Raw genomic sequence first — 16,505 nt, forward strand, 5'->3', positions numbered from 1 at the left:
GCCAGCGAGTGAGTATTCGTCAGTTCGGCTCGCGCTCCAGGGTCCGGCACGACAGTCGGGACCTCCAGCGCACCCCCGGCTACACCTACGACGAGGCCACGATCCAGGCGGGGGAGCAGATCCGCCTGGGAGTCGAACCCGTGCCCGAGCTCCTGCACAGCTACTGCGACCTGACGCGGAAGCTGGGGGTCTCGGAGGACGGCCACTGGCCGCACGTGACGCTCGGTCTGGCCCGCGCGGACGTCCCGACCACGTCCATGGACGACCTGGACATCCCGTCCGGGAGCGGGCCCGCGCGGAGCCCGCATCTGCGGCAGGCGGGCGGCGACTCGGCCTTCAGGGTTCTCGTGCGCCGGGACCTGGCGCAGTCCGTCGCCCGCCGCCGCGCCGGTCGCCCGTCGGGCCGGCGGCGGAAACCGGTTGCGGGGGGCGGGGCGGGGCGGCGACGCTCCCGGCATGCCGATGTTCCTGGACACCGAGCGGCTCGTGCTGCGGCCGTTCACCGACGCCGACGCCGACGACCTGTTCGCGCTGCACGACGACCCCGGCGTCATGCGGTTCATCAACGGCGGCCGGCCGGCGAACCCGGCGGAGGTCCGGGGCCGCGAGCTGCCACGGCTGATGCGGCGTCACCCGGGCTTCGGGCACGGCTATCTGGCCGCCGAGGGGCGGGGCGGAGGCGGCTTCCTGGGCTGGTTCGAGTTCCGTCCGCTCGGCGCGGCCGCCCCGGACGCGGTCGAGCTCGGCTACCGGTTGAACCGGGCCGCCTGGGGCAGGGGTTACGCCACCGAGGGCGCCCGGGCGCTCATCCGTGTGGGGTTCACCGAGCTCGGAACGGAGCGGGTCACGGCGAACACCATGGCGGTCAACGTCCGGTCCCGGCGTGTCATGGCGAAGGCGGGCCTGACGTTCCTGCGGGCGTACCGGGGTGACTGGCCGGAGGCGATCGAGGGTTCCGAGCACGGCGAGGTCGAGTACGTCCTCACCCGGGCGGCCTGGGAGCGGCGGCGGGCGCGGCCGTCTCCCGGTTCGGGGGGATAACCCGGTTGTGGGTCGTCGGCCGCCGTGCCAGAGTCCGCCGCATGTCGATTCGCTATCCACGCCCTCTGCGTCCGGGTGACCGCGTTGGTGTGACCGCCCCGTCTAGTGGGGTGCCGCAGGAGTTGCGCGCCCGGCTCGACGTGGCGGTCCGGGATGTCCGGGCGCGGGGGTACGAGGTCGTGCTCGGGAGTTGTCTCGACGGCTCGGGGCATGTCAGCGCGCCCGCGTCCGAGCGGGCTGCGGAGTTGATGTCGATGCTGACCGATCCCGCGGTCCGGGCCGTCGTTCCGCCGTGGGGCGGGGAGACGGCGATCGACCTGCTGCCGCGGCTGGACTGGGACGCGCTGGGGCGGGCGGAGCCGACCTGGCTGGTGGGGTTCTCCGACATCGCGACGCTCATCACGCCGCTCACCGCGCTGACGGGGACGGCCACGGTGCACGGGAACAACCTCATGGACACCCCGTACGAGGTGCCCGAGGGCATGGTGTCGTGGCTGGATGTGGTCGCCGCGCCGCAGGGCCGGGCCTTCACCCAGGTGCCGGCGGGCCGCTACCGGTCCGGCGGCTTCGACGACTTCGCCGCGTTCCCCGAGGTGCGGGAGTACACGCTCGACGCCGTCGGCGGGTGGACCAGGCTGGACGGCGACGGGCGCGGTGATGTGGAGGCCGAGGGCCGCCTGATCGGAGGCTGCGTCGAGACGCTGTGCAATCTGGCGGGGACCCGCTATCTGGACATGGCCGCGTTCGCCCGGGCGAACGCCCCGGAGGGGCTGATCGTCTACGTGGAGGCGGCCGAGCACAACGCGTTCACGATCTGCCGGAACCTGCACGGGATGCGGCTCGCGGGGTTCTTCGACGCGGCGAACGCCGTCCTCGTGGGCAGGACCTCGGCGCCGGACTGCGGCTCCTTCACCCAGCACGACGCCGTGCGGGACGCGCTCGGCTCGCTCGGCGTGCCGGTCGTCGCCGACGTCGAGTGCGGGCACACTCCCCCGTATCTGCCGATCGTGAACGGGGCGCGGGGCCGGGTCGTGCACACCGCGACGCGCAGCGAGCTGACGCAGACCCTGGACTGAGCACCCGCGGCGCGCCCTTGCCCGGGCCGAAACGGTTCATCCGGGTGCTGGTGGGCGCGGTTCGGTTCCGGCGGGGTCCGGGAGCGGGAAGAGGGTCCTACGTGTCCCAGGTCGTTCCCGAACCCATGGTGAAGTTCGTCCAGCGCCGCAACGAGCCGGTGGTCGTGCAGACGGTGCGTTCCGCCACGGCCGCCACGCTCGCCTACATCGCCGCGCTGTGGTTGCTGGGTTCCCGCCCGCCTCCGCTGCTCGCGCCGCTGACGGCGCTGCTGGTGGTGCAGGTGACGCTGTACGCCACGCTCACCAGCGGGATTCGCCGGGTCAACGCCGTCGTCGCCGGAGTGCTGATCGCGGTCGGGTTCAGCGCGCTGGTGGGGCTGAGCTGGTGGAGTCTGGGTCTGCTGATCATCTCGGCGCTGGTGCTCGGGCACGTGGTCCGCGCGGGCGAGTTCGTGCCGGAGGTCGCGATCTCCGCGATGCTCGTGCTGGGCGTGTCCCATGCGACGGAGCTGGCGCTGAGCCGAGTCCTGGAGACGGTGATCGGTGCCGTCGTGGGCCTGCTGTTCAACATCGTCTTCCTGCCGCCGGTGTGGGTGGAGTCGGCCGGGGAGGAGATCGAGGATCTGGCGGGGCGGATGCGGCGGCTGCTGCTGGACCTCGGGGAGGAGATCAGCGGCCACCATCCCGTGGAGCGGGCGGCTGAGCGGCTGCACGAGGCCAGACGGCTGGATCACGACGTCGTGGAAGTGGACGCGTCACTCGTCCGTGCGGAGGAGAGCGTGCGCTTGAACCCGCGGGTGCGGGAGGGACTGTTGTCCCGGATCGTGCTGCGCACCGGTCTGGACACGCTGGAGATCTGCGCGGTGGTGCTGCGGGTGACGGCGCGCAGTATCACCGATCTGGCCAAGCAGCGTACGGAGGAGACGCTGTTCCCCGACGAGGTGTCCGCGGCGCTGCGGGAGCTCTTCGCCCACATGGCGGGGGCCGTGGAGAGCTACGGAGTGCTGATCACGACGCAGGTCAGCGCGAGTGCGGAGGAGGCGGAGGCCTTCTTGGCGACGGAGCTGTCGGCGGCGCGGACGAGCCGCGACCACGTGGCTCATCTGCTGTTGGCCACGGTGCAGGAGCACCCGCGGCAGTGGCAGCTGCACGGCGCGCTGCTGGCCGACATCGACCGGGTGCTGGACGAGCTGGACACGGAGAAGCGGGCGTTGCGGCTGGCCGAGGAGCTGGACCGCTGTGCGACGGAGCGTCAGGACCGGCATCCGCGGCTCGACCGGTGGCGGCAGGCGGTGCGGAGCCGGGTCCGGGTGCCGCGCGGAGCCGGGGGGTAGGGCCGCCGTCCGGCCCGGGCGCAGGGCGGAGGCGCCGGACGGTCAGCCGGAGGCGGTGCGCACCTCGACGGACAGGTCTCCCGCTCCGGTGTAGGCGAAGCCGGCGGTGGTCCCGGGCCCGGTCCGGACGGGCGGGTAGCGGTAGACGGAACGCTTGTCGGGGACGTCGTCGAGGATGCGGGCGAGACGGACGGGTTCGGCGCCGACCGGGTGGGAGCTCAGCCACAGTTCCCACTCGGTGTGCTCGCGGTCATCCGGCTGTCGGCGGGTCAGTTCGCGCCAGGGCAGTTCGGCGGTGAAGCCGTTGCCGTCGCGGGTGACGGGCACGGTGATCCGCTGGGGGTTGGGGCCGCGGGTGCGCGCTTCCAGCCGGGCCGTGGCGGTGAGGCCGGCGCCGAGGAGCAGCCCCTCGACGGTGCCGACGTCGTCGGTGAGGTGGACGCGTCCGGCTTCGGCGTGCGGCCAGCGCAGCCAGGTGCGCAGGGAGAGGTTGCCGTACTTGGTGGCGTAGGGGACGCAGACGGCACCTCGGGTGTGCCGGGCTCGGGCGGCGTCGTCGGCGAGGGTGCGCAGGTCGTTGACGCCGGGACGCAGCCGGGTTCGGCGGGTGCCGGAGCGGGTGACGTAGACATCCCAGCGGCCTTCGGCCAGGCGGAGCGCGAGGGGCAGGGTGACGGTGCGGGAGCCGTCGGCGGCGGGAGTGAGGGGCAGGCACCGGGTGTCGTCGGGGTCCTCGCCGCGGCGGTGCAGGAGGAGGGTGTCCCAGCCGGGGGCGGCGCTGGAGGCGGGGAGGGTGAGGGTGAGGTCGCCGGCGTGATCGGCGGTGCAGTCGGCCTGCGGCGTGGGCGGGGCGGTGGTGTGGGGCCCCGGCCGGGTGCCGGCGTCGTCGGTGGTGGCGAGCGGGAGGGTCATGCGGCCGGTCCTCGGGTGCGGGCGGGGTGGGCTTTGCGCAGGGCGTCGCGGACGGTGAAGGCGGTGCCCAGGAGGGTTCCGCGGCTGCGGTGGAGGGTGGTGCGCAGGGTGCCCAGGGGGTTGCCGCGGCCTCGGCGGGTGGCCAACTCGGTGAACAGGTCGCTGTAGCGCTCGGCCACGTGGGCGGGGTCGTAGCGGCGGGCGTGTGCGCGGGCGGCGGTGCCCATGCGTCTGCGGCGGTCTTCGTCGTTGATGAGTTCCAGCAGGCCCGTGGCGATCGCGTCGACGTCGTTCATGGTGACGAGCCGGCCGTCGACGCCGTCCTGGATGATCTCGGCGGGGCCGTGGGGGCAGCGCGTGGCGACGACGGGGAGTCCGCAGCGCATCGCTTCGACGATGGTCATGCCGAAGGCTTCGAGACTGGAGGTGGAGGCGGCGATGGAGCCCTTGATCCACTCGGACTCTATGGGGTGGGCGGGGCCCATGAGGAAGGCGTGGTTGTAGAGGCCGAGGGTGTCGATGCAGTCGCGGAGCCGGTCGCGCTGCGGTCCGCCGCCGTAGAGGCGCAGCCGCCAGTCGGGGCGCTCGGCGACGACGTCGGCGAAGGCGCGCAGGAGGAGGTCGTAGCGCTTGGCGGGGGCGAGACGGCCGGCGGCGATGACCCATCGGGCGCTGGGCTCGGCGGGAGCGGTGGTGGGTTCGGGGACGCCGTTGGGGATGGCTTCGACGCGGACGCCGGGCAGCCGCATGCGGCGGCGGTAGTCGGCGGCGTCGGTGCGGGTGACGGTGGTGAGGGCGTCCAGCCGCGGGTAGGCGTCGCGCAGGGTCATGCGCAGGCGGCGGGAGTGGCAGGAGAGGGTGAGGTGTTCCTGCCCGACGAGGACGGGGCCGTGTGGGGCGTGCAGGGCGATCTGGGTGTTGAGGCCGGGGCGGGTGCCCACGATGACGTCGGCGTCGGTGGTACGCAGGAACTCGGTGATGCGGCGATCGGTGAGGTGGCTGTAGCGGGTGTGGTGGCCGTCGGCACGGGGGTAGTGGTGGGCGGGGCGCTGGTGGTCCGCGTGGTTGCCGTCGTACCGGTCGCTGCCGGGGCGCAGGTCGACGAGGTGGCGCAGCCGTACTCCGGGGCCGGGGTCGAAGACGGGGCGGTCGCGGTGGCGGAAGACGGAGACGACTTCGACGTCGTGGTGGGCGGCCAGCGCCTGGGCGGAGTTGAGCGTCGTGCGGATCGTCCCGCCGATGCCGTAGGCGTGGTGGAGGAGGAAGGCGATCTGCATGGGGTGGTGTCCTCACGTCCTGGGGCACGGGGACGTCGGTGGCTGTGCCCTGGCCGGGTCGGTGCCGCTCGGCGGCGGGACACGCGGTGAATATTGCGTTTGTCCTGTTATCAACTCTACGGTTCGGTGCCGTGTGTGACGTGTTGTCTGGTTGGTGTGTCCGCCGGCCGGGGCGGGTCGGCGCGGTGACGGCGGGCCCCGGTGGGCCGTGGAGCGCGGGCGTCAGCCGTCCGCGGCCGCGCGCACGGCCCGCGCGGCCTTGCGGGCGGCCACGAGCACCGGGTCCCACACGGGGCCGAACGGCGGCGCGTAGCCGAGGTCGAGCGCGGTCATCTGCTCGACGGTGAGCCCGGCGGTCAGGGCCACGGCGGCGACGTCGACGCGCTTTCCGGCGCCTTCGCGGCCGACGATCTGCACACCGAGGAGCCGGCCGGTGCCGCGCTCGGCCGTCATCTTCACCCGCATGGGGGCGGCTCCGGGGAAGTAGCCCGCGCGGCTGGTGGCCTCGACGGTCACGGTGACGTAGCGCAGCCCGAGGTCGGCCGCCTGGGCTTCGAGGAGCCCGGTGCGGGCGATCTCCAGGTCGCAGACCTTGCTCACGGCGGTGCCCACGACGCCGGGGAAGGTGGCGTAGCCGCCGCCGATGTTGGCTCCGATGATCTGGCCGTGCTTGTTGGCGTGGGTGCCGAGGGCGGCGTGGCGGGTGCGGCCGGCGACCAGGTCGAGGACCTCCACGCAGTCGCCCCCGGCCCAGATGTCGTGGTGGCCGCGGACGCGCTGGGCGAGGTCGGTGAGCAGCCCCCCTTCGTCGCCCAGGGGCAGTCCGGCCTCCTCGGCCAGTGTGGTCTCGGGGCGCACGCCGAGGCCGAGGACGACGACGTCGGCCGGGTACGCGGTGCCGTCGCCGGTTTCGACGGCTCGCGCGCGGCCGTCGTCACCGAGCCGGACGGAGGCGACCCGCGCCCCCGTGACGGTGGCGATGCCCATGCCCTCCATGGCCTCGTGGACCAGGCGTCCCATGTCGGGGTCGAGGGTGGTCATGGGTTCCCCGGCCTGGTCGAGCACGGTGACATCGTAGCCGCGGCGGATGAGGGCCTCGGCCATCTCCACGCCGATGTAGCCCGCGCCGATGACGACGGCCCGCCGCCGGCCGGAGGGGACCTCCGACTCGGCCCGCTCCAGCGCCCGCAGGAGAGCCCGGCCCTCGTCGAGGGTCTGTACGCCGTGGACGCCGGGGGCGTCGATGCCGGGCAGCGGCGGGCGCAGGGGACGGGCGCCGGTGGCCAGGACGAGGTGGTCGTATCCGAGCCACTCCTCGCGCGGCGCTCCGCCGCCCGCCGGACCGGTGCTGCGCAGGCGGACGCGGCGGGACTCGGCGTCGAGCGCGGTGGCCTCGGTGCGCAGCCGGACGTCCAGGCCGCGCTCGCGGTGCTGGCGTGGGGTGCGGACGACCAGGTCGTCGACGTCCTCGACGTCGCCCGCGATCCAGTACGGGATGCCGCAGGAGGAGTAGGAGGTGAAGTCCCCGCGTTCGAGGACGACGATCTCGAGCTCCTCAGGTGTGCGCAGGCGCCGCGCGTGGGAGGCGGCGGACATTCCCGTGGCGTTTGCGCCGATGACGAGCATGCGGGGCGTCGCGGGCATCGTCAGGGCTCCTTCCGTCGCGTCGCCGTCGTGGGGCCGTTGCGGGGCCGTTGCGGGGCCGTTGCGGGCCGTGCGGGCTGTTGCGGGGCCGTTGCGATGATCTGCCCGCAGTTGTGGACGGCTATGCCCGATGGCCGGCGGTCGGATCTAGAGTCGGGGGTATGAGTGCAGCAGACGAGGGGGCCGTGCGGGTCGACAGCTGGGTGTGGTCCGTCCGGCTGCTCAAGACGCGTTCGATGGTCGCGACCGCGTGCCGCGCGGGGCACATCAAGGTCAACGGGGAGCGCGCCAAGCCCGCGCAGCCGGTGCGCGCGGGCGACGAGGTGCGGGTGTGGCACGCCGGGCGTGAGCGCATCGTGGAGGTCAGGCGGGTTCTGCGCAAGCGGGTGGGGGCGTCCGTGGCCGTGGAGTGCTACGTGGACAACACTCCTGCGCCCCCGCCGCAGGAGGCGTTCGTGGCGACCGTGGCACGGCGGGACCGCGGCGCCGGACGGCCGACCAAGCGGGACCGGCGCGAGCTGGACCGGCTGCGGAGGCTGTGAGGCGGTCCGGGCCGGCGGCGCGGGTCGCGCGGGTGCGGCTCACCGGTGGGGGTTGCGCGCGGGGGTGGGCGCCTCGTCGGCGGATACGGCGGCCGTCTCGGCCTCGACCTCGCGGCGGATGCGCCGGCAGGTGGAGCTGATGAGGCGGGAGACGTGCATCTGCGAGATGCCGACCTCCGCGGCGATGCGGCTCTGTGACATGTCGCAGAAGAACCGCAGGTAGAGGATGCGGCGCTCGCGTTCGGGCAGCCTGCGCAGCCGCGGCTTGACCGACTCCCGGTAGATGACGCGGTCGTAGCCGGCGTCGAAGTCGCCCAGCGTGTCGGCGCGGGTGAAGGCGTCCTCGACGTGCGGATAGGGCGAGTCCAGGGACAGCGTGCGGTAGCTCTCCAGGGCTTCCATGCCCAGCTGCACGTCCTCCTCCGACAGGCCCGAGTGCTCGGCGATCTGGGCGACGGTGGGGCTGCGCCGGTCGAGCGTGAGGCCCAGTTCGCGACGGCTGGCGCGGACCTTGTTGCGCAGCTCCTGCACCCGGCGGGGCACGTGGAGGTCCCAGAGGTTGTCGCGGAAGTGCCGCCGCAGCTCGCCGACGATGGTGGGTACGGCGTAGCTCTCGAAGGCACAGCCGCGGGCCGGGTCGTAGCGGTCGACGGCCTTGACCAGGCCGAGGGCCGCGACCTGTTGCAGGTCCTCCAGGCTCTCGCTGCGGTTGCGATACCGGTAGGCGAGGCGGTAGGCCATCGGCATCCAGGCCCGGACGATGTCCTGCTGGAGGTGCTCCCGCTCGGGACCGTCCGGCAGGGTGGCCAGCCGCTCCAGATCGCCGGCCGTGTCGGGCGCGTCGTCGTGCGGATGACGGGTGCGCTTGGTTCGGGAAACCACAGTGCTCATCTGCTTCGCTCTCCCAGCAACACGCTTGGCGACGATGGTCAGCGGGTGACCGCGGGAGCAGACACGCGCGGGGTCCTTCCCGGACGGGAAACGGGCAGACCGCAAGCCGCCGGTGGCGTGGCGGGCGCCACCCGCCTCGCGGGCCGAGGCGCCTTCGGCGCCGCTTCGCCGGTCCTGAGCGGACCGTGCCGCCGGCCGACTCTCCTTCAACTCTGCGTCCGGGAGGGGACGACTGCAAACGCAGGACGCGCGTCGCCGGGTGAGCCCGGCGGCGATTCCCCCGGTCGGCGGCACGGTCCGCGGAGGTGTCGCTCGCCAGGACGGGCGGCCGGACGCAGCGTCCGGCGCCGAGCGGATCCGCCCCGGCGTTCCGGCCACAGGTCGGCGGAAATTCGACCGCTCAGTGAGGTGTGAGCGGTGGGGTGAGCGGTAAGAAGAAGGGTGCCCGCCCGGTGTGCATCCCCCGTCGCACCGGGCGGGTTCGTGGGTGCGGCGCACGTCCGCCGCTGACGGGGCGCCCGGTCGACTCCCGGCGCGCGGAGCCCCTCAGTGGAGGAGGACGGCCCCGCGGCACAGCAGCGGGGCCGCGTCGAGCGCGGCGACGGCGACGGCCGCCTGGAACGGCGCACCGGGACCCCGGAAGCCGCGCGTCGGGGCTGGCCGGCGGGGCGGAGCGCGCAGACCGATGGTCGGGGCCTGCGGAAACATACCGCCGCGACGTTCACGGGGAAGCGAGCGGCGGGGGCCGCCGGTGTGATCCCATGACACTGCAGACTCGAGGTGTGCGGAGCGCCGCGGCGGCGGTCCGCCGGGAAGGGACGGTGTGTCATGGGGTCGACCGGGCATCCGGAGGGCGTCTCGGACGGGGGACACCGCATCACCGTGGAGCAGGGCACCCAGCGCGTGCGGGTAGAGATCGACGGTCAGGTCCTGGCCGAGAGCGACCGGCCGGTACTGCTGCACGAGGCCGGGTTCCCGGTGCGCTACTACCTGCCGCCGCAGGACGTGCGGATGGACCTGCTGGAGGTGTCCGAGTCCCACACGGTGTGCCCGTTCAAGGGGACGGCCTCGTACTGGTCGCTGCCCGGCGGGCGTGCGGACGTGGCCTGGACCTATCTGGAGCCGTTGCCGCGGGTGGCCCCGGTCAAGGGGCTGCTGTGCTTCTACGACGCGCAGGCCGTGGAGGGCTGAGACACGCCCCCAATCCGCCGGCTGCGGCCGGGGGTTCCCGGCGCTGACCGTGCTGTCGGCGCCAGGGCCCCGGGCCGGGGAGCTCACGGCCGCCGAACGGTCCGTCCGCCGGCCACGGTGAAGGTGCCGGACCGGACCTCGGCGGAGCCGCGCCGGTAGACCTGGTAGACCACGCCCGATCCCGTCGTGCGGACCTCGGCGAGCTCCATGGTGGCCGGGGTGACACCCTCCTCGAACAGTCGCATGCCCGTGCCGAGCACCACCGGAAAGACGTACAGACGGAACTCGTCGACGAGGCCGTGGGACATCAGGGCGCGGGCGAGTGCCGCGCTGCCGTGGATCTGCAGCCGTCCGGTGGCGTGCTCCTGCCTGAGCCCGCGCACCGCCTCGGGCACATCGGGCCCGAGCAGGTGGGAGCCCGCCCAGTCCAGGTGATCGAGGGTGCGGGTGGCCACGTACTTCGGGAGGGTGTTCAGGCGGGTGGCCACGGGGTCGTCGGGGTCGGTGACGTGGGGCCAGTGGGCGGCGAAGAGTTCGTAGGTTCGGCGGCCGAGGAGGAAGCCGTCGGCCTCCTCGAAGGTCTCGGCGACGGTTTGGGCCATGTCCTCGTCGAAGTAGGGCACGGCCCAGCCGCCCTGCTCGAAGCCTCCGGTGCGGTCCTCGTCCGGGGATCCGGGGCCCTGCATCACTCCGTCCAGGGTGAGGAACATCGTCGAACTGATCGTGGTCATCGGTCCTCCTCGGCTGCCGGCACGCGTCCCCGGCGGGGTGGCTCCACTCGGGTTGACGGCCGGGAGTGGTCAAACTCACTGGCTGTCCCATCCTGGGCGTCCGCAGGGGTTTTCCGGCCGACGGCACGCCGCCGCGCCCTGGTCCCTGGTGGGACGGGCCCGGCGCGTCTACCGTGGTCGGGTCGGTACGTCCTCCCTGGACCGAGGAGGGCACGGTGAACTGTACGAATTGCGGGGCTGTGGTGATTCAGGGGCCGGACGGGGGCTGGGCGTGCAACAACTGTGGGGCCAGCGGATGAGCAGCCCGCTGCCCGCGCCGTCGATGCACTGCGCGCACTGCGGCAGCGTCGTGTTCGAGGGACCGAGCGGCGGCTACGTGTGCGGGCAGTGCTACCACACCGTCGAACCGCCACCGCATCCCGACCGGGGCGCGGCGGGTGCCGCCCCGGGCTGAGGACCTGAGGCTCCGGGGCCTGCCGGTCAGCTCCCGGACGCCTGCCGCGGGCGCGTACGCGGCCCGGAGCCCGGCCGGCGCCGGAGGAACGGCACGGCCGAGGCGGCGGTGACCGCCCCGCCGAAGAGCCATCCGGCAAGGACGTCGCTGGGCCAGTGCACGCCCAGGTAGACACGGGTGACGCCGACCCCGAGCACCGAGCAGACGGCCACCGCGGCCACCGCGGCGCGCAGGCGGCGGCCGCCGGGGAGCCCGGCCGCGGGGGCGTGTCGCAGGACGACGACGAGGAGCACGCCGCACACGACGGTCGCGGTCATCGCGTGGCCGGAGGGGAAGGCGTACAGGCGTGCGCTGTCGACGGGGTCGGGCCACTGTGGCCGTTCGCGGGCGGTGAGGGCCTTCAGCCCGTTCTGGACGGCGAAGGCGGTGAGGGTGGCCGTGGCCAGCCAGCCCGCGGTCCGCCAGGCGCGGCGCCGGACCAGTCCCAGGACGGCGAGTGCGGCGAGGAGCCGCAGGGTGACGGGGTCCCAGATCCAGTCCGTCAGCAGCCGGTTGGCCCGCGTCCAGCCCGGACGGCTGACGGCGGTCTCGTGCAGACGGTAGGTCAGTTCCCGGTCGGCGTTCCACAGCGGTGGCCAGCCGAGGAGGACCAGGACGAGGAGGACGGTGCCGGCCGCGGCCAGCGCCCCGGCGGACCACAGGAGGGTGCGCGCACGCATGGATGGCCTCCCCTCGTCACGCGGCGGCGGTTGTCCCCGTCAGTCTTCCCCGCCCGGCGGCCGCACAGTGCGGGCCACACCGTGGTGACGGGGCGCATCCGCCCGGCCGGGGCGGCCGCGCCCCGTGGCCGGGACCGCACCCGGCGGCCCGGGCTGCGCCCGCGGCCGGTCGCGCCCGCCAGGCACGTGCGACGGCGGGCCCGGCAGACCCCTTCTACTCACCGGGCCTCAGCTCTGGGCGGCGCGCATGGCCTCGACGTCCACGCTCACGAGCTCCCAGAGGTGACCGTCGAGGTCCTGGAAGCTGCGCGAGTACATCCAGCCCTCGTCCATCGGCTCCTTGGACGGCGTGGCACCGGCGGCCAGCGCCTTGTCGCACACCTCGTCGACGCGTTCGCGGCTCTCGACCCCGAGCGCCGTGATCACCTCGGTGACCCGGGAGGCGTCGGCGATCTCCTTGCCGGTGAAGTTCTTGAAGAACGGCTCGGTCAGGAGCATCACGTTGATGGCCTCGTCGAGGACGACGCAGGAGGCGTTCTCGTCCGTGAACTCCGCGTTGACGGAGAAGCCGAGCCGGGTGAAGAACTCCTTGGCGGCGTCGAGGTCCTTGACGGGCAGGTTGACGTAGATCTGGGTGGCCATGAGGTGGTCATCTCTCTCGGTGCTGCCGGGCGGTGCCCTGCTGCTTGCTGCTGTCACGGGGGTAGACGGGGGCGCTCGCGGAAACTCATCGCGCCGCCGAGGCCGATGTCGCGGAGTTCTTCCGGGGTACCCCCGACGCGGCGCCGAGACGGCGTGTCGCAGCCCGTATCAGCCATCCGGATCATCCCGTTTTGCCGTGCCGTGCGCGGACGGGGAGGCTGAGGAGCCCCGGCCTGGACTCCCAACCGCCGCCCCTGGAGCTCGTGATGTCCCTGTCCGTCTCAAGCGTCCTCATCCTCGGCATCGTCATCTTCCTGCTCACCCGCAAGGGCGGCCTGAAGCTCTCGCACGCCGCCGTCTGCGCCCTCTTCGGCTTCTACCTCGCCGGCACGACGATGGCGCCCGGGATCGAGGCGGGGGGCAACATGATCGCCTCGCTGGTCTCCGGGCTGAACCTGTGACCTGCCGCCTGCCTCGGCCATCGGGCTGAACGGACGGCCGCGGGTGCGGGCCGGACCGATGAGCGCACGATTCACCCGTGTGTCTGTACCCCGCACTCCGGACCTTCTGTGAAGCTGTTGACACGCATGGTGACCGTTACTGCACACCAGGAGCACCCATGGTCCTGTCGATCTCCGGCGTCCTCCTGTTCGGAGTGATCGGATTCGTGTTCTTCCGCAAGGGGGAGCTCAAGCTCTCGCACGCCGCCGTCTGCGCCCTGTTCGGCTTCTACCTCGCCGGCACGGCCGTCGGCCCGAGCATCCAGGCCGGCAGCGACCGGCTGGCGAATCTCCTGGGCGGGATCACCCTCTAGTGGCGTGGCGCACCCTGGCCCACGGCCGGATCGTGGCCCGGTCCTTCGGGGACGGCGCGGCGGACGTGCTGCACCCGCTGCTCGTGCTGGGCCGCGGCGCCGCACGGCTGACCGCCATGGCCCGGTCGTGGTGGGAGGGCGCCGGCAGGGAGCAGCACGGCCCGGCACTGTTCCTGGCGGCCGCGTGCGGGCTCTTCCTGTGGGTGGTGCCCTACGGCCTGTGGCTGGCCGGGGCGGCGGCGGCGGGGGCCGCCGCCTGGTTCGGTAGGCGGCCCGAGGAGGTGGCGGAGCCGCCGGAGCCCGAGCCGGACCCGGCGGAGCGGGCGGCGCGGCTCCAGGCCCTCTACGAGGCGCTGGTGCCCTGCCTGGCCGTCCCCGAGGACGCCCATCCGGAGCCGCTGTACGCGGCGGACGGATCCTGGGAGCGGGTCTTCACCTCGCACGCGTTCGACGAGGACGGGCGGCTCGCCCGGCTCGTGCTGCGCTATCCGCCCTCCTTCCCGGACGGGGAGGCGGAGGCGCGGATGCGGGTGCAGCGGCTGCTGTGCGCGAAGGCGGGGCGGGCCCGGGAGCTGCGGTTCGACTGGGACGAGGAGGCCAACGAGCTACGGGTCACGGCGCTGGCGCCGCTCCCCCCGGGCATCTGCGTGCAGCGGTTCGTCGTCGCGCCGGGCGAGATGGTGCTGGGCTTCACCGACGGCGAGGCGGTGCAGCGGACGCTGCCGGTGCTGGACGGCGGGGAGTCCCGGGACGTGCCGCCGGTGGTGTGGCGCACGGGGCCGCGGTCCACAGAGCCCCATCTGCTGGCCCTGGGGCAGCCGGGCGCGGGGACGACGTCGCTGCTGCGCTCCGTCGCGCTGCAGGCCCTCCAGCACGGGGACGTGCTCGTCGTCGACGGCTCGGGCGCGGGCGAGTACGCGTGCCTGACCGGACGCCGGGGTGTCCTGTCGGTGGAGACGACGCTGGTGGGCGCGCTGGCCTCGTTGCAGTGGGCCGCGCACGAGACGGAGCGCAGGCTGCTGGCGGCCGTCCACGCCCGCGAGGGAGGACGGCCCCAGGACGAGGTGCGCAGGCCGCTGTGGGTGCTGGTCGACCGTCCCGCGGTGCTCAGCCATCTGGCCAGGGCCGAGGGCCGGGCGGACCCGCAGGAGCTGCTGGAGGTGGTGCTGCGCCACGGCCGGGCGGCCCGGGTGTCGGTGGCCCTGGCCGAGCAGTTCGAGGGTGCCGAGGCGCTGGCGCAGGTGGTGCGGGCGTACACCCGGGCGCGGGTGGTGCTGGGGGCCGCGTCGCCCGAGCAGGTGCGGGCGGTGCTCGGCGAGCCGCCGCAGACGACGCCGGTGCGGGACGGCGTCCCCCCGGGCCGGGGGTACGCCCGGCTGGGCACCGGGCCGGTGCTGCGGCTCCAGGTGCCCGCCGCGCCGGACCCGTACGACGAGCTGGCCGCCGAGGCGCACCGCCAGGCGGTGCTGGCGCTGCTGCCCGAGACGGTCGTGGGTGTCGAGGAGTGTGCCCCGCGGTCCTCGGCGCCCGGGGGCGGGGAGGGCGCGGAAGGCGAGGGCGTGTGCGTGTCCGGGGAACGGGTGGAGGGGTGAGCGGGGCGGTTGTTCAGGCGACGAAGCTGCGGGGAATCTCCGCCGCCGCGTGCGGCAGTCCGGCCACCAGCCGGGCGGCGGCCGCCAGCCGCAAGGCCGCCTCGGTGGCCAGCGGGCCCGCCACGGTGAAGGGCAGCCGGACGTAGCCCTCGAAGGCACCGTCGACCCCGAAGCGCGGGCCGGAGGGGACGCGGACGCCGAGCCCCTCCCCCGCCTCCGCGATCCGGGAGCCGGAGAGTCCGCCCGTGCGTACCCACAGGGTGAGGCCGCCGGGCGGCACGGTGAACTCCCACGCGGGGAGGTGTTCGGCCAGGGCGGTCACGAGGGCGTCGCGGTTGGTGCGGGCCTGCCCGCGGCGAACGGCGACGGAGCGTTCCCAGCCGCCGTCGGTCAGCAGCCGGGTGACGGCGAGCTGTTCCAGGACGGGACTGCCGAGGTCGGCCCAGGCCCGGGCGGCGACCAGGTTGCGGACGACGTCGGGTGCGGCGCGCACCCAGCCGATGCGCAGCCCCGCCCAGACGGCCTTGCTCGCGGAGCCGATGGTGACGACGGTCGAGCCGCCGGGGTCGAAGGCGGCCATGGGGCGCGGCAGGTCGGCGGCGACCGCGTCGTCCAGCGGGAGGTCGGCCATCGTCTCGTCGACGACGAGGGTGGTGCCCGCGGCCCGGGCGGCCGTGACGAGGTCGCGGCGGCGGCCCTCGTCGGCCAGGGCCCCGGTGGGGTTGTGGAAGTCGGCCACGACGTAGGCCATGCGGGGAGCCGCGGCCCGCAGGGTCTGCTGCCATGCGGGCAGTTCCCAGCCGGCCAGGTGGTCGGCCATGGCCACGGGGACGAGGCGGGCGCCCGCGTCCCGCATGAGCTGCAGCACGTTGGCGTAGGAGGGGTGCTCGACGGCGACGCGCTCGCCGCGGGGCACGAGCAGCTTGCAGATCGCGGCGACCGCGCCCATCGCCCCGGTGGTCACCATGATCTGCTCCGGCATGGTGGGCAGGCCGCGCGCGGTGTAACGGTCGGCGAGCGCTTGGCGGAGCGCGGGGAGTCCGGCGGGGTAGTCGCCGTGGGTGCGGGCGTAGGGCGGCAGGTCGTCCAGTGCGGTGCGCAGGGCCTGGCCGAGGTGGGGTTCGGGCGCGGGCAGGGCGGCGCAGGCGAGGTCGATGACGCTGCCGGCGGCTTCGGGGGGCAGGGGTTCGAGGCTGCGCGTGGGCATCGGGTCGCCGGCCGGCACGGCCGTCCAGCTGCCCGCGCCGCGGCGGGAGGCGAGGAAGCCGTCCGTGCGCAGGGCTTCGAAGGCCGCGGCGACGGTGGTGCGGCTGACGCTCAGGGCGGCGGCCAGTTCCCGCTCGGCGGGAAGCCGGGCGCCGACCGGGACGCGGCCCTCGAGGACCAGGAGGCGGACGCCGTCGGCCAGAGCGCGGTAGGCGGGCACCCCGCCGCGTCCGGCGGGCTCGGCCGGGCGTTGGGAGTGCAGCAGGCGCACGAGCTGCTGGGCGCCGACGGCTGAGGTCCACTCGGGCATCGTCCGGTCCACCTTCTTCTGATTGGACATCGAATTGGACTTGTCCGATAGCCAGGATGTCACGCACACGTCGATGGGTGCACAGGGAGGGACTGCTCGGTGAACGTGACAGGGAGAGCGGCGAGCGCG

Annotated in this window: 18 protein-coding genes; 9 read left to right on the forward strand and 9 right to left on the reverse strand. The window is 74.1% G+C overall.

The genetic code is table 11. The features are described 5' to 3' along the window. The first annotated feature begins 456 nt into the window (after positions 1-456). From O7609_RS00595 to O7609_RS00605, 3 genes are all read left to right on the forward strand, one after another. Entirely contained in the window at positions 457-1,041 is a 585-nt protein-coding gene (locus O7609_RS00595; protein WP_269732951.1) for a GNAT family N-acetyltransferase, read from the forward strand. A gap of 41 nt (positions 1,042-1,082) precedes the next feature. Beyond that, a complete protein-coding gene (locus O7609_RS00600) occupies positions 1,083-2,117 on the forward strand; it encodes a S66 family peptidase (RefSeq protein WP_269742906.1) in 1,035 nt (344 codons plus the stop codon). A 125-nt stretch (positions 2,118-2,242) separates the two neighbouring features. Beyond that, on the forward strand, positions 2,243-3,451 hold the full coding sequence (locus tag O7609_RS00605; protein WP_269736951.1) for an FUSC family protein: 1,209 nt from the start codon (positions 2,243-2,245) through the stop codon (positions 3,449-3,451). Positions 3,452-3,493: 42 nt separating this feature from the next. On the opposite strand, the gene O7609_RS00610 is transcribed toward O7609_RS00605, so the two are convergent. From O7609_RS00610 to O7609_RS00620, 3 genes are all read right to left on the reverse strand, one after another. After that, entirely contained in the window at positions 3,494-4,363 is an 870-nt protein-coding gene (locus O7609_RS00610; RefSeq protein ID WP_269742907.1) for a hypothetical protein, read from the reverse strand. Continuing rightward, on the reverse strand, positions 4,360-5,640 hold the full coding sequence (locus O7609_RS00615; protein ID WP_269742908.1) for a glycosyltransferase family 4 protein: 1,281 nt from the start codon (positions 5,638-5,640) through the stop codon (positions 4,360-4,362). Before O7609_RS00615 ends, O7609_RS00610 begins: the two co-directional genes overlap by 4 nt. 222 nt (positions 5,641-5,862) lie before the next feature. Next, positions 5,863-7,284 carry an FAD-dependent oxidoreductase gene (locus O7609_RS00620; protein WP_269742909.1) on the reverse strand — a complete coding sequence of 474 codons (1,422 nt, stop codon included), beginning with the start codon at positions 7,282-7,284 and terminating at the stop codon, positions 5,863-5,865. A gap of 161 nt (positions 7,285-7,445) precedes the next feature. Here O7609_RS00620 and O7609_RS00625 point away from each other — a divergent pair, with 161 nt between their 5' ends. Next, positions 7,446-7,826 carry an RNA-binding S4 domain-containing protein gene (locus tag O7609_RS00625; RefSeq protein WP_269742910.1) on the forward strand — a complete coding sequence of 127 codons (381 nt, stop codon included), beginning with the start codon at positions 7,446-7,448 and terminating at the stop codon, positions 7,824-7,826. Between the two features lie 39 nt (positions 7,827-7,865). On the opposite strand, the gene O7609_RS00630 is transcribed toward O7609_RS00625, so the two are convergent. Both O7609_RS00630 and O7609_RS00635 read right to left on the reverse strand, forming a co-directional pair. Beyond that, positions 7,866-8,717: a SigB/SigF/SigG family RNA polymerase sigma factor gene (locus O7609_RS00630; RefSeq protein ID WP_269732957.1), complete on the reverse strand. Its 852-nt coding sequence runs from the start codon at positions 8,715-8,717 to the stop codon at positions 7,866-7,868. A 546-nt stretch (positions 8,718-9,263) separates the two neighbouring features. Further along, complete coding sequence (locus O7609_RS00635; protein WP_269742911.1) at positions 9,264-9,425, reverse strand: hypothetical protein; 162 nt, start codon at positions 9,423-9,425, stop codon at positions 9,264-9,266. 120 nt (positions 9,426-9,545) lie between these two features. Between O7609_RS00635 and O7609_RS00640 the strand changes: the two genes are divergently transcribed. Next, a complete protein-coding gene (locus O7609_RS00640; RefSeq protein WP_269732959.1) occupies positions 9,546-9,908 on the forward strand; it encodes a DUF427 domain-containing protein in 363 nt (120 codons plus the stop codon). Between the two features lie 83 nt (positions 9,909-9,991). Here O7609_RS00640 and O7609_RS00645 read toward each other — a convergent pair whose 3' ends face one another. After that, on the reverse strand, positions 9,992-10,639 hold the full coding sequence (locus O7609_RS00645; RefSeq protein WP_269732960.1) for a dihydrofolate reductase family protein: 648 nt from the start codon (positions 10,637-10,639) through the stop codon (positions 9,992-9,994). Between the two features lie 295 nt (positions 10,640-10,934). On the opposite strand from O7609_RS00645, the gene O7609_RS00650 reads away from it, so the two are divergent. Then, positions 10,935-11,093 carry a hypothetical protein gene (locus O7609_RS00650; protein ID WP_269732961.1) on the forward strand — a complete coding sequence of 53 codons (159 nt, stop codon included), beginning with the start codon at positions 10,935-10,937 and terminating at the stop codon, positions 11,091-11,093. A 26-nt stretch (positions 11,094-11,119) separates the two neighbouring features. Here the strand turns inward: O7609_RS00650 and O7609_RS00655 are convergent, their stop codons facing one another. Then, positions 11,120-11,812 (reverse strand): phosphatase PAP2 family protein, encoded by a 693-nt coding sequence (locus tag O7609_RS00655; protein ID WP_269732962.1) that lies wholly within the window; start codon positions 11,810-11,812, stop codon positions 11,120-11,122. A 228-nt stretch (positions 11,813-12,040) separates the two neighbouring features. Next, the gene (locus O7609_RS00660) at positions 12,041-12,454 is read right to left on the reverse strand and encodes a VOC family protein (protein ID WP_269732963.1); all 414 of its coding nucleotides are present in this window, start codon (positions 12,452-12,454) and stop codon (positions 12,041-12,043) included. A gap of 266 nt (positions 12,455-12,720) precedes the next feature. Here O7609_RS00660 and O7609_RS00665 point away from each other — a divergent pair, with 266 nt between their 5' ends. From O7609_RS00665 to O7609_RS00675, 3 genes are all read left to right on the forward strand, one after another. Further along, entirely contained in the window at positions 12,721-12,915 is a 195-nt protein-coding gene (locus tag O7609_RS00665; protein WP_219092690.1) for a hypothetical protein, read from the forward strand. Between the two features lie 158 nt (positions 12,916-13,073). Continuing rightward, a complete protein-coding gene (locus O7609_RS00670) occupies positions 13,074-13,268 on the forward strand; it encodes a hypothetical protein (RefSeq protein WP_269732964.1) in 195 nt (64 codons plus the stop codon). Next, positions 13,268-14,860: a hypothetical protein gene (locus O7609_RS00675; protein WP_269732965.1), complete on the forward strand. Its 1,593-nt coding sequence runs from the start codon at positions 13,268-13,270 to the stop codon at positions 14,858-14,860. The genes O7609_RS00670 and O7609_RS00675 overlap by 1 nt, the downstream gene beginning before the upstream one ends. Before the next feature lie 13 nt (positions 14,861-14,873). Here O7609_RS00675 and yczR read toward each other — a convergent pair whose 3' ends face one another. Beyond that, on the reverse strand, positions 14,874-16,376 hold the full coding sequence (gene yczR / locus O7609_RS00680) for a MocR-like transcription factor YczR (protein WP_269744292.1): 1,503 nt from the start codon (positions 16,374-16,376) through the stop codon (positions 14,874-14,876). Positions 16,377-16,505: the final 129 nt, after the last annotated feature.

The sequence above is a fragment of the Streptomyces sp. WMMC1477 genome (assembly GCF_027460245.1).
In the GTDB taxonomy this organism is placed as follows: Bacteria; Actinomycetota; Actinomycetes; order Streptomycetales; family Streptomycetaceae; genus Streptomyces.